The 17,382-nt window shown below is 64.9% G+C and carries 13 protein-coding genes; 9 read left to right on the top strand and 4 right to left on the bottom strand.

All coding sequences use genetic code 11. From position 1 onward, the window contains the following. The first annotated feature begins 46 nt into the window (after window positions 1-46). Complete coding sequence (locus NTD82_RS03875) at window positions 47-727, top strand: class I SAM-dependent methyltransferase (RefSeq protein ID WP_262127804.1); 681 nt, start codon at window positions 47-49, stop codon at window positions 725-727. On the opposite strand, the gene NTD82_RS03870 is transcribed toward NTD82_RS03875, so the two are convergent. From NTD82_RS03870 to NTD82_RS03860, 3 genes are read right to left on the bottom strand one after another with little or no spacing between them, the layout of a single operon-like run. Further along, window positions 704-1,267 (bottom strand): cupin domain-containing protein, encoded by a 564-nt coding sequence (locus tag NTD82_RS03870; protein ID WP_095153468.1) that lies wholly within the window; start codon window positions 1,265-1,267, stop codon window positions 704-706. The two genes, NTD82_RS03875 and NTD82_RS03870, sit on opposite strands and share 24 nt — an antisense overlap. Window positions 1,268-1,270: 3 nt before the next feature. Further along, entirely contained in the window at window positions 1,271-2,071 is an 801-nt protein-coding gene (locus NTD82_RS03865) for an exodeoxyribonuclease III (RefSeq protein ID WP_262127803.1), read from the bottom strand. Then, complete coding sequence (locus NTD82_RS03860; protein ID WP_095153470.1) at window positions 2,068-2,310, bottom strand: hypothetical protein; 243 nt, start codon at window positions 2,308-2,310, stop codon at window positions 2,068-2,070. The genes NTD82_RS03865 and NTD82_RS03860 overlap by 4 nt, the downstream gene beginning before the upstream one ends. Window positions 2,311-2,485: 175 nt before the next feature. Between NTD82_RS03860 and NTD82_RS03855 the strand changes: the two genes are divergently transcribed. Then, the gene (locus NTD82_RS03855) at window positions 2,486-3,046 is read left to right on the top strand and encodes a type 1 glutamine amidotransferase domain-containing protein (RefSeq protein WP_095153471.1); all 561 of its coding nucleotides are present in this window, start codon (window positions 2,486-2,488) and stop codon (window positions 3,044-3,046) included. A 41-nt stretch (window positions 3,047-3,087) separates the two neighbouring features. Here NTD82_RS03855 and NTD82_RS03850 read toward each other — a convergent pair whose 3' ends face one another. Next, entirely contained in the window at window positions 3,088-3,357 is a 270-nt protein-coding gene (locus NTD82_RS03850) for a PepSY domain-containing protein (protein ID WP_095153472.1), read from the bottom strand. 138 nt (window positions 3,358-3,495) lie between these two features. Between NTD82_RS03850 and NTD82_RS03845 the strand changes: the two genes are divergently transcribed. From NTD82_RS03845 to NTD82_RS03815, 7 genes are all read left to right on the top strand, one after another. Continuing rightward, on the top strand, window positions 3,496-3,876 hold the full coding sequence (locus tag NTD82_RS03845; protein WP_095153473.1) for a RidA family protein: 381 nt from the start codon (window positions 3,496-3,498) through the stop codon (window positions 3,874-3,876). A 156-nt stretch (window positions 3,877-4,032) separates the two neighbouring features. Next, window positions 4,033-6,024 (top strand): peptidase U32 family protein, encoded by a 1,992-nt coding sequence (locus tag NTD82_RS03840; protein WP_262127802.1) that lies wholly within the window; start codon window positions 4,033-4,035, stop codon window positions 6,022-6,024. A 448-nt stretch (window positions 6,025-6,472) separates the two neighbouring features. Then, a complete protein-coding gene (gene bcsQ / locus NTD82_RS03835; RefSeq protein ID WP_262127801.1) occupies window positions 6,473-7,639 on the top strand; it encodes a cellulose biosynthesis protein BcsQ in 1,167 nt (388 codons plus the stop codon). Beyond that, the gene (bcsA, locus tag NTD82_RS03830) at window positions 7,636-9,861 is read left to right on the top strand and encodes a UDP-forming cellulose synthase catalytic subunit (protein ID WP_262127800.1); all 2,226 of its coding nucleotides are present in this window, start codon (window positions 7,636-7,638) and stop codon (window positions 9,859-9,861) included. The genes bcsQ and bcsA overlap by 4 nt, the downstream gene beginning before the upstream one ends. Then, a complete protein-coding gene (gene bcsB, locus NTD82_RS03825) occupies window positions 9,858-12,173 on the top strand; it encodes a cellulose biosynthesis cyclic di-GMP-binding regulatory protein BcsB (RefSeq protein ID WP_262127799.1) in 2,316 nt (771 codons plus the stop codon). Before bcsA ends, bcsB begins: the two co-directional genes overlap by 4 nt. A 3-nt stretch (window positions 12,174-12,176) precedes the next feature. Continuing rightward, window positions 12,177-13,397, top strand: coding sequence for a cellulose synthase complex periplasmic endoglucanase BcsZ (gene bcsZ, locus NTD82_RS03820; RefSeq protein ID WP_262127798.1), 1,221 nt, complete (start codon window positions 12,177-12,179; stop codon window positions 13,395-13,397). Beyond that, a complete protein-coding gene (locus NTD82_RS03815) occupies window positions 13,373-17,374 on the top strand; it encodes a cellulose biosynthesis protein BcsC (protein WP_262127797.1) in 4,002 nt (1,333 codons plus the stop codon). Before bcsZ ends, NTD82_RS03815 begins: the two co-directional genes overlap by 25 nt. The last annotated feature ends 8 nt before the right edge of the window (window positions 17,375-17,382 follow it).

The following is a 17,382-nucleotide window of genomic DNA, read 5'->3' as shown; positions in this document are numbered from 1 at the left end:
GAGCACCTGCCGGTGCTCCACGTCATCCCGCCACGGGAGCCCGCCCATGCCTGACCACAACCCCGAATCCCTGATCCTCTCCAGTTGGCACACCAACGCCGAACCCTGGATCACCGCCGTGCGCGAAGCGCGGATCGAAAGCCGCCGGCTGGTCACCGACCACGCGATGTTAAGCGCCATCGATGCGCGGCGGCCACGACGTGTTCTCGATCTTGGCTGTGGCGAGGGCTGGCTGTGCCGTGCGTTGCGCGGCTGGGGCATCGCGACCTGGGGTGTGGACGCCACGGCGGGCCTGATCGAAGCCGCCCGGATCAGCGATCCCGAGGGTGACTACGAATGCCTCGACTATGCGGCGCTCAGCCAGCAGACGCCGCACCGTCAGGTCGATCTGATCGCCTGCAATTTCTCGCTGTTCGGCGCCGAGGAACTGCAGCGGTTGCTGGCGGCGCTGCCGGCGTGGCTGGAGCGTCCGGGCCATCTGCTGATCCAGACATTGCACCCCCACGTGGCCTGTGGCGATGAGCCTTATGTCGACGGCTGGCGCGCGGGTTCATGGGCAGGCTTTGACGCGGCGTTCCGTGACCCGGCGCCCTGGTATTTCCGCACGCTGGAAAGCTGGGTGACGCTGCTGCACGCCAGCGGATTGCACCTCGACGCCATCATCGAACCGCCACACCCGCTTACCGGCAAGCCGGCCTCGCTGCTACTCGCCGCGCGCGCTGCCTGAGGCTTTCCAGGCCACCATCAGCGGACCGTCCCGGCCGGCTACCGGGTCGGCCAGCGGCAGCGCAACACGGGCGATGCGTGCTTTCGAATCGGCATGGCTGGCGCTGCCGGGGCGCTGGATATCGTAGTCTTCCTGTCCGCGCGGATACGCCCCCACCACCAGGAAATCCCGGCTGCTTTCGACACAGCGGTGGCCGGTTCCGGCCGGCAACACCAGGACATCGCCGACGGCAATGCTCAGGGTCTGCCCGGACTGCCCGCCCAAGGTCACCCGCGCCTCGCCACGAACCACGGCCAGCGCTTCATGGGCGGTGGAATGGTAGTGGTGATAGTCGAAAATGCCGGCACGCCACAGCGGCGTCCACTGGTTGCGGTTGAACAGCGCCTCGAACGCCGCCGCCATGTCGCTGCCGGGCTTGGACCGCAGGTGATAGCGAATGACCGGCAACGGGCTGTTGGGCGTGGCCCCGTCATCGTGGAAGTGCAACTGCCGCATGGTCTCGGCAACGTGTTGTAGATCGACGAAAAGCGCGTCGTTCATCAGTCAGTCCTCTCGGGCCTTGCGCTTGCGCGGGCCCAGTTCGATCCAGGCCGGAGCGTGGTCGCTGGCCTTGGTTTCATTGCGCACCCAGGCATCGACGCCGCCGTTTTTCAGGTACGGGGCCAAGGCCGGGTTGAGCAGCAGATGGTCGATGCGCAGGCCGGAGTTTTTCGGCCAGTGCTCGCGGAAATAGTCCCAGAAGGTGTACAGGCGTTGGTCCGGATACAGGTGGCGCAGCGCGTCGGTCCAGCCCTGGTCGAGCAGGCGCTGGTAGCAAGCGCGGCTTTCCGGCTGCAGCAGCGCGTCCTTGAGCCAGGAGCGCGGGTTATAGATGTCGAAATCAGTGGGCACCACGTTGTAGTCGCCGGCCAGTACCACCGGGTGGTCGCTGTCCAGCAGCACCTGGGCGTGTTCGATCAGGCGTTCGAACCAGGCCAGTTTGTAGTCGAACTTGGGGCCGGGTTGCGGATTGCCATTGGGCAGGTACAGGCACGCCACCACCACACCGTGGGCCGCGGCCTCCAGGTAGCGGCTCTGGCCGTCGTCTTCCATACCGGGCAGGCCGCGGCGGATTTCCAGCGGCTCGGCACCGCGAGCCAGGATCGCCACGCCATTCCAGGCCGCCTGGCCGTGATAGAGGCTGCCGTAGCCGGCGTCGGCAAGTTGCTCGCTGGGAAAGTCCTGCGCTTTCAATTCCTGCAGGCAGGCGATGTCCGGCTGTTCGCGCTCCAGCCAGGCCAGCAGGTTGGGCAGGCGGGCGCGGATGCCGTTGATGTTGAAGGTGGCAATCTTCAGCGCTTTCATGCGTCGGGGTCCGCGACACGGCTGTCCACCGCGTCTTCCAGCGCGCGGGCGTGGCCGCCCTCGGCAAGGGCTTTCAGCGCCTGGCATTCGTCCCGATCCACCACGCCGCTGGCCAGCAACTCATCGGCGCCGCGCAACAGGCTGGCGTGCCAGGCATCCGGCGAGTCGAGGCGGTAACCGTCGTCCGTCAGCATCGCGTGCCAGGCGTTGAGTTCGGGGCGTTGCGCGGTGTCGTTCATGGCGGTGAATCCTGTGGGTGCCTTTTAGTTCTGAGCGCCGCCGCGCCGAGGACGTTCAATCCGCTGCTCGCGGATCGCTGCCCGCTGAAAAAACCAAACTTTTCTGCGGAGCCATGCCTCAACAGTAAGACGGCGCGATCCGCCGTCTCACCGACTTCGCAGAGGACTGTCATTCATGAGTCACGCATTGCAAGGCAAGAAGATTCTGGTCATCACCTCGAACACCGGCATCGAGCGCGATGAACTGCTCAAACCACTGGAGGCCTTGCGCGCCGAAGGCGCAACCCTGGTCCACGGGTCGATCAAGGGCGGGAGCGTGCAGACCTTTCTCCACGACACCGAGAAAGACCGCACCGTCGAATCCGACACGCGGCTGGAAGGCCTGGACAGCAAGGATTTCGCGGCGCTGGTGATTCCCGGCGGCACGGTGAATGCCGATACCCTGCGCCAGGACCGCGATGCCCGGCGCCTGATTAAGGAATTCGTCGGCGCCAACAAGGTGGTTGCGGCAATCTGCCATGGCCCGTGGGCGCTGATCGACGCCGGCGTCGCCCGTGGCAAGACGCTGACGTCCTACCCCAGCGTCAGCATCGACCTGAAGAATGCCGGAGCGGAATGGGTGGATGCCGAGGTGAAACACTGCACGGCCAATGGCTGGACCCTGATTACCTCGCGCAAGCCGGATGACTTGCCGGCGTTCAATCAGGCGATTGTCGAAGCGTTGCGGGCGGGTTGAGGTTTCGGGGCCGCCTGGCGGCCCCGGATACAGCGGCGGGATCAATGATCCATTTCATCTTTCACGATCTTGCCAGTGTGCGGATCGACCTTGAATTCATACTTCATACCGTCCGCCTTGGTGCCCTCGCCTTCCCAATGGCCATCGTCGGCCTCGATCTTGGTGATCTGCGTGTAGCCGGCGGCCTTGAGGGTCGCGGAGGCCTGTTCCTGGGTGACTTTCCAGTCGGCACCCGGCTGGTCCGCCCAGGCCGGGGCCGCGAGCGCACCCACCAGGGCCAGGCCAGCGAACATCGAGGTGATAGGTTTCATCGCACTTCTCCTTGTTTTGCATGAAAGGTCCTGGTTGGGACTGGTCCCCGGCGCCGAGGGTTCAAACGAATTCGCCGCAAGCCGGCTCGCGGCTTACACTGTGCGGCCTGTTTTACTCAGTCATCGCAAGAGATCCCCATGGCCAATCAAGACATCACCTACATCCCCGACCCGGATGCGGACTCCATTTCCTCCGACGTAGCCGGTTTCGGCGGCATTCTGGTGTCCACCCAGATCCCGACCCGCGCCGACGGCAGCCTGGAACTGGGCGACATCACCGCCCAGAGCGAATGCACCCTGCAGGCGCTGAAAGTGGCCCTGGAAAAAGCCGGCAGCGGCATGGACCGCGTGCTGCACCTGACCATCTACTTGACCGACATGGCCGACCGCCCGGCGTTCAACGAGGTCTATCAGCGGTTCTTCAGCAAGCCGTGGCCGGTACGCGCAGCGGTGGGCGTGTCCGAGCTGGCAGTGGAAGGCATGCGGGTGGAAGTGACGGCGATGGCGGCCAAGGGCTGATTGCTCGGGTAAATGGCCTCATCACAGCGATGAGGCCGGACCCGCCAACACGGTTGTCACTGCCCCGCAAAAACCACCGGGCAGCATTCAGATGCCGGTCAGGCATTTCGCCGCTACAATGCGCGCCTTGACCGTGTTGAAGCCTAGAAAAACATCATGTCCCTGCCCAAACATCACCTGGAATTGCTCAGCCCTGCCCGCGATGTCGCCATCGCCCGCGAGGCCATCCTGCATGGCGCCGATGCCGTGTACATCGGCGGCCCGAGCTTCGGCGCACGGCACAACGCCTGCAACGAGGTCAGCGAAATCGCCGAACTGGTGGAATTCGCCCGGCGCTACCATGCGCGGATCTTCACCACCATCAACACCATCCTTCACGACAACGAGCTGGAACCTGCACGCAAGCTGATCCATCAGCTCTACGACGCCGGTGTCGATGCGCTGATCGTCCAGGACCTCGGCGTGATGGAGCTGGATATTCCGCCCATCGAACTGCACGCCAGTACCCAGACCGACATCCGCACCCTCGGCCGCGCGAAGTTCCTCGACCAGGCCGGCTTCTCGCAACTGGTGCTGGCCCGCGAGCTGAACCTGCAGGAAATCCGTGCCATCGCCGACGAAACCGACGCGGCGATCGAGTTCTTCATCCACGGCGCGCTGTGCGTGGCCTTCTCCGGCCAGTGCAACATTTCCCACGCCCAGACCGGACGCAGCGCCAACCGCGGCGACTGCTCCCAGGCGTGCCGCCTGCCGTACACCCTCAAGGATGAAAAAGGCGGCGTGATCGCCTACGAAAAACACCTGTTGTCGATGAAAGACAACAACCAGAGCGCCAACCTGCGCGACCTGGTGGACGCTGGCGTGCGCTCGTTCAAGATCGAGGGCCGCTACAAGGACATGGGCTATGTGAAAAACATCACCGCCTGGTACCGCCAGCGCCTGGACGAAATCCTCGAAGACCGCCCGGACCTCGCCCGCGCCTCCAGCGGCCGCACCGCGCATCTCTTCGTCCCGGACCCGGACAAGACCTTCCACCGCGGCAGCACCGACTATTTCGTCAGCGAGCGCAAGATCGACATCGGCGCCTTCGACTCGCCGACTTTCACCGGTCTGCTGGTGGGTACGGTGGACAAGGTCGGCAAGCGCGACATGCAGGTCGTCACCCATGACCCGCTGTCCAACGGCGACGGCCTCAATGTCCTGGTCAAGCGTGAAGTGGTGGGTTTCCGCGCCAACATCGCCGAGCTCAAGGGCGAGTTCGAGGAAGACGGCGAGAAGCGCTACCGCTACCGCGTCGAGCCGAATGAAATGCCGGAAGGCCTGTTCAAGCTGCGGCCGAACCACCCGCTGAGTCGCAACCTCGACCACAACTGGCAACAGGCTTTGCAGAAGACCTCGGCCGAGCGCCGTATCGGCCTGTCGTGGGTCGCGCGCCTGCGCGAAGACCGCCTGCAACTGACCGCCATCAGCGAAGAAGGCGTTGCCGCCAGTGCCAACCTGGACGGTCCGTTCGGCGAAGCCAACAAGCCGCAACAGGCGCTGGACCAACTGCACGACCTGCTCGGCCAGTTGGGCACCACCCAGTACCACGCCGACTCCATCGAACTGGACGCGCCACAGGCGTTCTTCATCCCCAACTCGCAGCTCAAGGCCCTGCGCCGCGAGGTCATCGAGTCGCTGACCACCGCCCGCGTCGCCGCCCATCCACGCGGTGGCCGCAAGGCCGAGACCACGCCGCCGCCGGTGTACCCCGAGGCGCACCTATCGTTCCTGGCCAACGTCTACAACCAGAAGGCCCGTGATTTCTATCACCGTCATGGGGTCAAGCTGATCGACGCGGCGTACGAGGCGCACGAGGAAACAGGCGAAGTGCCGGTGATGATCACCAAACACTGCCTGCGCTTCTCCTTCAACCTGTGCCCCAAACAGGCCAAAGGCGTGACCGGCGTGCGCACCAAGGTGGCACCGATGCAACTGGTGCATGGCGATGAAGTGCTGACCCTGAAATTCGACTGCAAGCCCTGCGAAATGCACGTGGTGGGCAAAATGAAGGGCCATATCCTCGACCTGCCGCAGCCCGGCAGCGCCATCGTCGGCCATATCAGCGCCGAAGACCTGCTCAAGACCATTCCTCGCGCGCCTCACTGAGGCCAGGGCTGGCATCGATGTTGCCTGCCTTGAATCATCGGTGATCATTTCGGGACCGCGTCGCGGTCCCGAAAATTATCCACTTCCTCTGCTCCAGCCGACCATCGACCGGTTGTGCTTTGCGCAAACTGTAGGAATTATTGATATCATCTGTACGCTTTTTCCTACACGGATCAGGGTTCCCCTCAGGGAAATTTGTCAGGCTATTCTTTAGCGCTGTTCAACTTTCGGAATTGCGGGCCGATGCAACGAATAACAGGCCGATTTAGAGCCTTCGCTGAAAAGGTCAAAAATCCGGCGTTTATTTTCTTCATGCCGGCACTCGAAATGACCCGTAGTAAATAACCAAAATATTGACACAATCATTTTGATATCACACCCTTACCCACTTGGAAGACCCGAACCTGCCCTTCTGTAGTCCAGATAGCCGTAGGCTGGAAGTACATATATGAGTCAAGCAGACGATATTGGAAACCTGTTCCACCGCTTTGGGGCAAGTGCTGACAGCTACAAAGAAATCAACACCGAATTCGAATTCCTCGAACCGCTGCCGGTCGCTGCCGTCCCTGCTCCACCGCCGCCCGCCGCGCCCGCGCCGGCCAAACCGGTGGCGATGAGCCTGGTCGAAACCAAGCGCCCGCCTGTCGCCGCCGCCCTGCCGGTGGTGTCATCGCCGCCGATGCCTGTACTTCCGGCAGCCACGGTAGACAACAGCGACGACCTCGCGCCCGGCAGTTCCCTGCGTGAACGCCTCGCCGTGGTGGCCCGTGATCGCCGCGCCGCCGCCGAAGAAAACAACCGCCGCGCCCTCGACAACGCCCTGCGGGCCCAACCGCCGCAACGGCCCAAGGCCCATGTCATCGTTGTGCTGTCCGCCAAGGGCGGCGCCGGCAAGACCACCGTCGCGGCGTCCCTGGGCAAGCTGCTCAAGCGCACCACCGGCCGCACTCTGGTGCTCGACCTGGACCCGCAAAATTCCCTGCTCAGCCATTTCAACCTGCCCCGTTCCACGCCCGGTATCAATCAGGCGCGGCTGCAGGATGCTGGCTGGGACGGCATCCGCGCGTTGACCGAAAGCGGAATCGAATGCCTGCCCTTCGGCCCGAGCAACGCCGCCGATGCGCGCGCCTTCGAAGCGCAACTGGCGGCCAATCCCAACTGGCTGATGCAACACTTGGCGACCCTCGAACTGGGCGCCGATGATCTGTTGGTCATCGACAGTGCAACCGGCGCCACGCCCTGGTTGCACCAGATGCTCGGCGTTGCCGACCAGGTGATTGCCCTGACGCTGGCCGACGCCGCGTCCTATCGGGTGCTGGACAAACTGCAAGCCTGGCTCGCCCCGCTGCGCCCCGGCACTTGCGGTTTCCTCGTCAATCAGGTCGATGCCCAGCGTCCGCTGAGCCTGGACATGGCTGAAGTGCTGCGTCAGCAACTGGGTAACCGCTGGCTGGCTGCCCTGCCGCTGGACCACCAGTTCGACGAGGCCCTGGCCTACGAGTACGACCCCCTGCAACAACCGCTCGACAGCCCTGCTTGCCAGGTGCTGCGTACGGTTGCCCATGATTTGGCTCAACGAATCGAGCAATACCGCGAAGAAACCAGCGCCTCATGACTGCCCAACTTAAACCGACGCCGGTCTTGCCGACGTCCAGGAGGGCGCGGGCGATAGCCTGGTTTGCCCGCGTGGAGCAATTGCCGCACAGCCTCAAGCTCGGTCTGAAGATCGCCGCGGCGGTGTTGGGGGGGCTGCTTCTGGTTGCCGTGGTCACCACGCCACTGGAGCTGGCGTCGCAGGTCGCCTTCGCCGGGCTGTGCCTGGCGCTGCTGCTGATCCTGCGCAAAATCCCCGGGCGCATCGCAGTGATGGCGATGATCGCCCTGTCGCTGATCGCCACCCTGCGCTACGTGTACTGGCGCCTGACCGACACCCTCGGCTTCGATAACTGGCTGGACATGTTCTTCGGCTACGGCCTCGTGGCCGCCGACATCTACGCCCTGATCATCCTCTCCTTCGGCTACATGCAGACCGCCTGGCCGCTCCAGCGCAAACCGATAATCCTCACCGCGCCGCCGGAAGAATGGCCGGTGGTGGACGTGTTCGTGCCGACTTACAACGAAGAACTGAGCATCGTCAAACTCACCGTGCTGGCAGCCCAGGCGATGGACTGGCCGCGGGACAAGCTGCGCGTTCATGTGCTCGACGACGGCCGCCGCGAGGAGTTTCGCGAGTTCTCCCGGCAGATCGGGGTCAACTACGTGGTTCGTGACAACAACCACCACGCCAAGGCCGGCAACCTCAACGAGGCGCTGAAAGTCACCGATGGCGAATTCATCGCGATCTTTGACGCCGACCACGTGCCGACCCGCTCCTTCCTGCAAGTGACCATGGGCTGGTTCCTCAAGGACCCGAAGCTGTCGCTGTTGCAAACACCGCACTTCTTCTTTTCGCCCGACCCGTTCGAGAAGAACCTCGACACCTTCCGCTCGGTGCCCAACGAGGGCGAACTGTTCTACGGCCTGGTGCAGGACGGCAACGACCTGTGGAACGCCACCTTCTTCTGCGGCTCCTGCGCGGTGATCCGCCGTACCCACCTGCTGGAAGTCGGCGGCGTGGCGGTGGAAACCGTGACCGAGGACGCCCACACCGCCCTCAAGCTTAGCCGCAAGGGCTATAACACCGCCTACCTGGCCATTCCCCAGGCTGCGGGCCTGGCCACCGAGAGCTTGTCGCGCCACATCAACCAGCGAATCCGCTGGGCCCGGGGCATGGCGCAGATCTTCCGTACCGACAACCCGTTCATAGGCAAGGGCCTGAGCTTCGGCCAGCGAATCTGCTACGTGAACGCCATGATGCACTTCTTCTACGGCTTGCCGCGCCTGGTGTTCCTCACCGCGCCGCTGGCCTACCTGATCTTCGGCGCCCAGATCTTCCAAGCGTCAGCCATGATGATCACCGCCTACGTGCTGCCGCACATCTTCCACGCCAGCCTGACCAACTCCCGGATCCAGGGGCGCTTCCGCCATTCGTTCTGGAACGAGGTGTACGATTCGGTGCTGGCCTGGTACATCATGCGCCCGGTGCTGGTGGCGCTGATCAACCCGAAGATTGGTGGTTTCAACGTCACCGACAAGGGCGGGATCATCGAGAAGGACTACTTCGACTGGAAGCTGGCCCGGCCCTACATCGTGCTCCTGGTGCTGAACCTGATTGGTATCGTCTGCGGCATCGTGCAGTTATTCATCGGCGACCCCAACGCCGTGCTCACCATCGTCATCAACCTCGGCTGGACGCTCTACAACGTCATCATGAGCAGCACCGCCGTGGCGGTGGCCAGTGAAAGCCGTCAGGTGCGCACCGAGCCGCGGGTCCATGCCGAACTGCCGGTGCGTCTGAACCTGCCGGACGGCCGCGAGATCGACTGCCACACCCTCGACTTCTCGCAGAGCGGGGTGGGCGTGAAGCTGCCGCCGGGCGTGAGCCTGAACAAAGACATGGAGCTGAACGTCACCCTGCACCGCCAGGGCCAGGCCTGCGTGCTGCCGGCGCGGGTGATGTTCGCCCGCGGCAATACGGCCGGCATGCGCTTCCACGAACTGACCCTGCGCCAGCAGAGCGACATGGTCCGCCTGACGTTCTCCCGCGCCGACACCTGGGCCTCGTCCTGGGGCAGCAGCAACGTCGACACCCCGCTGAGCGGCCTGCGCGACGTCAGCAAGGTCGGCCTGCGCGGCATGGCCGACCTGGCCAAGGCCACCCTGGCCGCGCTGCGTCACCGTCACTACTTCCGCAAAACCGACACCCCCAACATCGAACCAGCACTGGAAACGCAATGACTGTCACGGCTCTCACCGGCGAAAAAGTGAATCCGCTGCGCCGTTCGCGCACCCTGTTGGCCTGTGCCCTGCTGCTGGGCGGCCTTGGACAGGCGGCCGTCGCCGAAGAAACCGCACCAGCGACGACAGTCGCTGCCAGCCCGGGGACCACCACCCTGCCCGCCAATGAGGCGCCGGGCTACCGGCTGAGCTTCAAGGAGTTGGGCAAGGACTACACCATGAGCCTGCGCGGCATCGAGTCGAGCGACACGATCAACTTCGACATGCGCGCCGATGAAGTGGTGACCGGTGCGCAACTGACCCTGCAATACACTTATTCGCCGGCGCTGCTCAGCGACCTGTCGCAGATCAACATCATGGTCAACGACGAGGTGGCCGCCAGCCTGCCGTTGCCCAAGGAAAACGCCGGCACGGTGCAGAAGCACACCATCGAAATCCCGCCGTACCTGATCACCGAATTCAACCGCCTGAGCGTGCAGTTGATCGGTCACTACTCCATGCAGTGCGAAGATCCGGCGCATTCGAGCTTGTGGGCCAAGGTCAGCAACGACAGCCAGTTGAGCATCCAGGTGTCCCAGGTCGAGTTGCCCAACGACCTCGCCGGCCTGCCCCTGCCGCTGTTCGACCGCCGCGACCGCCGTGCCATGGCGATGCCGTTCGTGTTTGCCACGGCGCCGGACTCCGCCACCCTGGAAGCCGCCGGTGCGGTGTCGTCGTGGCTGGGTGCGCTGGCCAGCTACCGTGGCGCACGTTTCTCCAGCCAGGTGCAGAGCCTGCCGGCCAAAGGTAACGGTATTGTTCTGGTCAACAGCGTTGAGGCCAGCCATCTCGACGGCCTCGACCTGCCGACGGTGCAAGGCCCGACCCTGTCGCTGGTGAGCAACCCGAACGACCCGTACGGCAAGCTGCTGGTGATTGCCGGCCGCGACAGCGACGAGATCAAGCGCGCCGCCACCGCGCTGGTGGTGGGCAGCCGCAGCCTGTCCGGGCAAAGCGTGCAGATCGACGCCGTTGATATCCTGCTGCCACGCCAGCCTTACGACGCGCCGAACTGGTTGCCGAGCGATCGCCCGGTGCGCCTGGGCGAATTGCTCGAACCGCGCCAGCTCAACGTTTCCGGCTATTCACCGCCGATGATCACCGTGCCGATGCGCCTGCCGCCAGACCTGTTCAACTGGCGTGAAGACGGCGCCCGGCTGAACCTCAAGTACCGCTACACGCTCCAGCAGACGTCGACCAGTTCGTCGTTGATGGTGGCCTTCAACGACCGGTTCATCCGCTCGATGAACCTGCCGTCGATCCAGAGCATGAGCACCGGCGAGAAGCTGATGACAGCGCTCAAGGCCGACGACAGCTTGCTCCGCGAAGCCAGCATGCTGCTGCCACTGGACTCGGTGGCGCTGCAATCACGCCTGCAGTTCCGCTTCATGTACGACTACATCAAGCAAGGCGAATGCAACGACATCATCATCGACAACATGCGCAGCGCGATCGACCCGGAATCCACGGTCGACCTCAGCCACTATGACCATTTCATGGCCATGCCCAACCTCGGCGTGTTCAAGGACAGCGGCTTCCCCTTCACTCGCCTGGCCGACCTGTCGCAGACCGCGGTGATCCTCCCGGACAACGCCGGCCCCGCCGACTGGGACGCCTACCTGACGGTACTCGGCCGCTTCGGCGATTCCACCGGCTACCCGGCCACCGCCGTCAGCGTGGGCCAGGCCGACCACGTCGCGCAGTTCGCCGACAAGGACCTGCTGGTGCTGGCATCCGGCAACAACCAGCCGCTGCTCAAGGAATGGGCTGACTACCTGCCGAGCCGCGGCGAGGATGCCAAGCGCTATGTGGAGTTCTCCGACCTGCCGCTGCGCCTGCGCGAATGGATCAGCCCGGACCCGGTCGCCAACCAGCGCAAGGCCCGTGGCGCGCTGACCTTCAGCGGCGAAAACGGCAGCTCCTACGTCAGCGGTTTCGAGTCGCCGCTCAAGCGCGGTCGCAGCGTGGTCCTGCTGTCCAGCCCGCAGCCCCAGCACCTGGCGGAGGTCACCGACGCACTGATCGGCGGCGAACACTACACCCAATCGCTGCAAGGCAGCCTGGCGATGATCAAGGGCAAGCACATTCAGTCGCTGGTGGCCGACGAGTCCTATTACGTCGGTCATCTAGGCCCGTTCAAATACATCCAGTGGGTGTTATCGCAGCACGTCTTCCTGCTGCTTGGACTGACCGTACTGGGTGTGGCCCTGGTCAGTTGCGCGGCCTACTTTTCGCTGCGGGCAATCGCCCGTCACCGGCTCAAAGACGAGTAATTCATGAATATCGTCAAATCCGCCAAGCGGCGCGCGCCGCTGAAAACCCTGCTGGCCGCTGCCTTGAGCGCCTGGCTGCTACCCGGCGCAAGCCAGGCCGCGAGCCAGTGCGCCGTCTCCGAGTGGCCGCTGTGGCACAGCTTCACCCAGCACTTCATCCAGCCAGACGGCCGGGTGCTGGATGCCAGCACGCCGCAGTTGCACAGCTCTTCGGAGGGCCAGTCCTACGGCATGTTCTTCGCCCTGGTGGCCAACGATCGCGCCGCCTTCGACAAGCTCTGGGCCTGGGCCAAGAACAACCTTGCCGGCAGCGACATCGGCAACAACCTGCCCGGCTGGTGGTGGGGCAAGGATGAAAAGGGCCAGTGGCGCCTGCTGGACACCAACTCGGCCTCCGACGCCGATTTGTGGTTCGTCTACGCCCTGACCGAAGCCGCGCGGCTGTGGCAGGACGACAGCTACAGCAAGGAAGCCGCGCTGCTGCTGAACAACATCAAGACCAAGGAAGTGGCCGACCTGCCAGGCCTCGGCAAGATCATGCTGCCCGGCCCGCAAGGCTTCGCCAAACCCGACCACTTCTGGCACCTCAACCCCAGCTACCTGCCGGTGCCAGTGCTGCGCCGCATGGCCGGGGTCGATCCGCAAGGTCCGTGGAACGACATCGCCCGCAGCACCGCCACGTTGATGAAAGGCGCCGGGCAGCACGGCTTCGTCGCCGACTGGGTTGGCTACCGCGGCACCGGGCCGGGCAACGGCCTGTTCGTCATCGACCCGGTCAAGGGCGAAGTTGGCAGCTACGACGCCATCCGCGTCTACCTGTGGGCGGGCCTGACCCCCAACAGCGACCCCCTGTTCAAACCGATGCTCGACAGCCTCGGCGGCATGGCCCAGACCGTCGCGACCCAAGGCACGCCGCCGGAAAAAGTCCAGGTCAAAAGCAATACCACCAGCGGCGACGGGCCCTTCGGTTTCTCCGCCGCCCTGCTGCCCTACTTCAAGGCCCGCCAGCAACCCTGGCTGGAGCAACAGCAGCGCGCGCGCGTCGATACGCTGCTGGCCAAGAGCCTGACCCCGGAAGCGGTCCAGGCCCGACAACCCCCTTATTACGACGTGGTGCTCAGCCTGTTCGCCCTCGGCTACATGGACCAGCACTACCGCTTCCTCGCCGACGGGAAGCTGCAACCTCTCTGGGAGACTTCATGCGCTCGCGCCGCCAAACCATAGCCGTCGGCCTGCTCGCCGCCCTGATCCACAACAGTGGCCACGCCGAACTCAGCGAGAACGGCAAGGCGCTGCTCGAACAGGGCCAATACTGGCAAGCGCGCAAGGACCGGGCCCGGGCGTCCGAAGCCTGGCGCAAGCTGCTGCTGATCGATCCGCAACAGGCCGATGCCATCTACAACCTCGGCCTGCTGGAACTGGACGGCAATCGCCCGGACGGCGCCAAGCGCTACCTGGAGCAATTGAAAAAAGCCCATCCCGGCGAGCGCCAGGCGCTGCTGCTGGAACAGGAAATCAAGCTGCACGGCGACGACAACGCCGAGCGCCTGAACCAGGCGCGGGTACAGGTCGAGTCCGGTGAAGGCGACAAGGCCGTGGCGGGTTACCGCGAGCTGTTCGACGGCAGTGCTCCGCAGGGCGAACTGGCCCTGGAGTTCTACGGCACCCTCGGTTATACCGCCAACGGCTGGCAAGAAGCGCGTCAGGGTCTGGAACGCCTGCAACGCCAGGACCCCGACAATGGCCGGATCAAGCTGACCCTGGCCAAGCTGTTGCTGAGCAACGAAAGCACACGCGCCGAGGGCATTCGCCGACTGGCGTCGTACCGCAACGACCCGGCCATCGGCAGCCAGGCCGTGGAAGCCTGGCGCCAGGGCCTGTCCTGGCTCGGCGGCGGCAAGGCCGACATCGCGCTGTACGAGGATTACCTGAAGGCCTACCCGGACGACGAGGAAATCCGTGAACAGATGCGCACCGGCCTGCGCCAGGCGCAATCGACCTATCAGCAGAATCCCCATCTGCAGCGCGGTTTCAAGGCGCTGCAGGACGAAGACCTGAACGCTGCCGAACAGTCTTTCCAGGCGCGCCTGCGTGAAGCCCCGCAAGATGCCGACGCCCTCGGCGGACTGGGCCTGGTACGCCAGCGCCAGGGCCGGCTGAACGACGCCGACGCCCTGCTGCGCCAGGCCATCAAGCAAGGCAACGCCAGCCGCTGGCAAAGCGCGCTGGTCGCCAACCGCTACTGGGTCTGGCTGGACGAAGCGGCCGAAGCCCGCGAAGCCGGCAATCCCCAAAAGGCTCGCGAGCTGCTGCAACGGGCCATCGCCGCCAACCCGCGAGAAGTCCAGGGCCACCTCAGCCTGGCCGACCTGCAGGCATCCCAGGGCCAGTTCGAAAGCGCCGAAACCACCTACCGTCATGCCCTGAGCCTGGACGCCAGCCAGCCCGACGCCCTCGCTGGCCTGGTCAGCGTACTAGCGCAAAACGGCAAGCTCAGTGAAGCCCAGCGCCTGATCGATAACCTCAGCGATGCCCAGCGTCAGCGCCTCGGCGACCTGCGCAAGCTGCGGGCCGCCATCGCCGTCGGCCAGGCCAAGGACGCCGAGCGCCGCGGTGACCTGGAAGGCGCGCGCAAGTCCCTGGAAGACGCGGTGCGCAACGACCCGCAAAACCCGTGGACCCGCTCCGACCTGGCGAACATCTACCTGAAGACCGACGCGCCGAACAAAGCGCGGCAGATCATGGACGAGCTGGTCCAGGCCAACCCCAACAAACCCGAGGCCCTCTACGCGGGCGCGCTGTTCGCCAGCCGCCAGGAACAGTGGTCGAAAGCCCGGCAATTGCTTGATCGCATCCCCACCGGCCAACGCACGCCGGCCATGGCCAGCCTGTCCGAAGAACTCGACCTGCGCCTGCTCGCCAGCCAGGCCCAGGCCCTCGCCAAACAAGGCAAGCGCTCCCAGGCGCTGAACCTGTTGCAGCGGGCGGAAAGCGGCCTTCGCGCCAGCCCCGATTTGTACGCCGCACTGGCCTCGGCCTACATCGACATCGGCTACACCGACCGCGCGGTAAACCTGCTGCGCAACGCCATCGCCCAGAGCAGCCAGCCGACCCCGGGCCTGCGCATCGCCTATGGCGGCGCCCTGCTCAAGGCCGGCAAGGACGTCGACGTCAGCGACATCCTGCGTGAAGTCCGCGGCGTGCCGCTCAAGCCCGCCGAACAGCGCAGCTACGACGACCTGCTGTTCCAGTACACCGTGCGCCAGGCCGACCTGCTGCGGGAAAAAGGCGACTTGGTCGCCGCCTACGACACCCTCGCCCCGGCCCTGGCCCAGCGCCCGGACGACGCCCAGGCCGTCTCGTCGCTGGCGCGCATGTACCTCGACAACCGCAACCCACAGAAAGCCGTCGACCTGTATCGGCCACTGCTGGCCGCGCAGCCGGACAACGCCGACGTGCAAATGGGCGCCGCCCTGGCCTTCCAGCAGAACGGCCAGACCGCCCAGGCCGAAAAGGCCATCGAGCGCGGCCTGCAACTTGCCCCGGAAAACCCGCAAGTGCTGAGCACCGCCGCCGCGTGGTATCGCAGCCGCGGCAAGCTGGCCAAGGCTCAGGAGCTGTATGCCCAGGCACTGGCCCTGCAAGGGCCGAAGGATGAACTGATCGACAACCCGTTCGGCCAGGCCATCGCCGCCAACCCCTTCGTCGGCCAGCCCGGCCAGCGCAAGGCGTCGCGCCTGGAAGACATGGCCTTCAACGAGATTCCCGAACCGGCGCAGGTCCAGGCCAGGGCGCGCAAGGCCGCAAGTGTCGCCGCCGCGCCAGAGGACCGCGAGCCGTTCGACGAGCCGGTGCTGGTCGCCAGCCGCGAGGTCGAACCCGGCCAGCGCCGCCGCGCGCTGCCGGTGGACGAGCCCGAGCGCGCGGTGGTCAACCCCGACCCGCGTGCCGCGATCGAAACCGAACTGGACAGCATCCGCGAGGCGCGCAGCCCGCAGATCAAGCAGGGCTTCACCGTGCGGACCAACAACGGCGAGTCGGGCCTGAGCAAGATCACCGATATCGAGACCCCGCTGGAAATCAGTTTCCCGGTGGGTGATGACCGCATGGCCGTGCGGGTGACGCCGGTGTCGTTGAATGCGGGCCGGGTCAGCGAAACCAGCGGGTCCGACGGACGCTTTGGCGGTTTTACCGCCGCACAGGTGGAATCTATCCTCGCGCTGCCAACCCTCGATGACCAACTGACAGCGCTCGACAGCTTCGGCGACAGCGTCGGCTCGCAGAAAGACACGGGCATCGGCCTGGCCGTGGCCTATGAGATGCCGTCGCTGGGGATCAAGACCGATATCGGCACAAGCCCGATGGGCTTCCGGGAAACCAATGTGGTCGGTGGTATCAGCCTGGACCGGGCGTTCGCCGAGAACAGCAACTTCCGCTACAACCTCAACCTGTCGCGGCGCTCGGTGACCGACAGCCTGGTGTCGTTCGCCGGGGCACGGGACGCGCGTACCGGCGTGGAATGGGGTGGCGTCACCGCCAACGGCCTGCGGGCCCAGGCCAGTTATGACAACCAGCGCTTCGGTGCCTATACCTACGCTGGCTGGCACAAGCTGACGGGTAACAACGTCGAGAACAACGAGCGCGTCGAACTGGGCAGCGGCATCTACTGGTACCTGCTCAACAACCAGGACTGGCGACTGACCGGCGGGCTCAGCCTGTCCGGCTCCACCTACGACAACAACCAGAGCTTCTTCACCTACGGCCACGGCGGTTACTTCAGCCCGCAGACCTTCTTCTCCATCGGTCTGCCGGTCAGTTGGGCACAACGCGGGCCGAACTGGAGCTATCAGATCCAGAGTTCGGTCGGCCTGCAGCACATCGAGCAGGAAAGCGCGCCGTACTTCCGTAAAGGTGGCGGCCAGGCCTACCTGGAAGCGGCCGCGGACATCGCCGACGCCCTGGGCACCACGATCAACACCCGCTACGAATCGCAGAACAAGACCGGCATCGGCTACTCGCTGGGCGCCAGCGGCGAATACCGCCTGGGCGACGGGTTCTTCTTCGGCGGCACCTTCGGCGTGGACAACGCCCGCGACTATCGACAATTCACCGGTGGCCTGTACCTGCGCTACCTGTTCGAGGACGGCGGCGGCGCCATGCCGCTGCCCGTCAACCCTTACCGTTCGCCTTATTCGAACTGAGCCAAAAA

The organism is Pseudomonas sp. 5P_5.1_Bac1 (genome assembly GCF_025466015.1).
GTDB lineage: Bacteria > Pseudomonadota > Gammaproteobacteria > Pseudomonadales > Pseudomonadaceae > Aquipseudomonas.
This window is presented reverse-complemented; position numbering and strand designations above follow the sequence as displayed.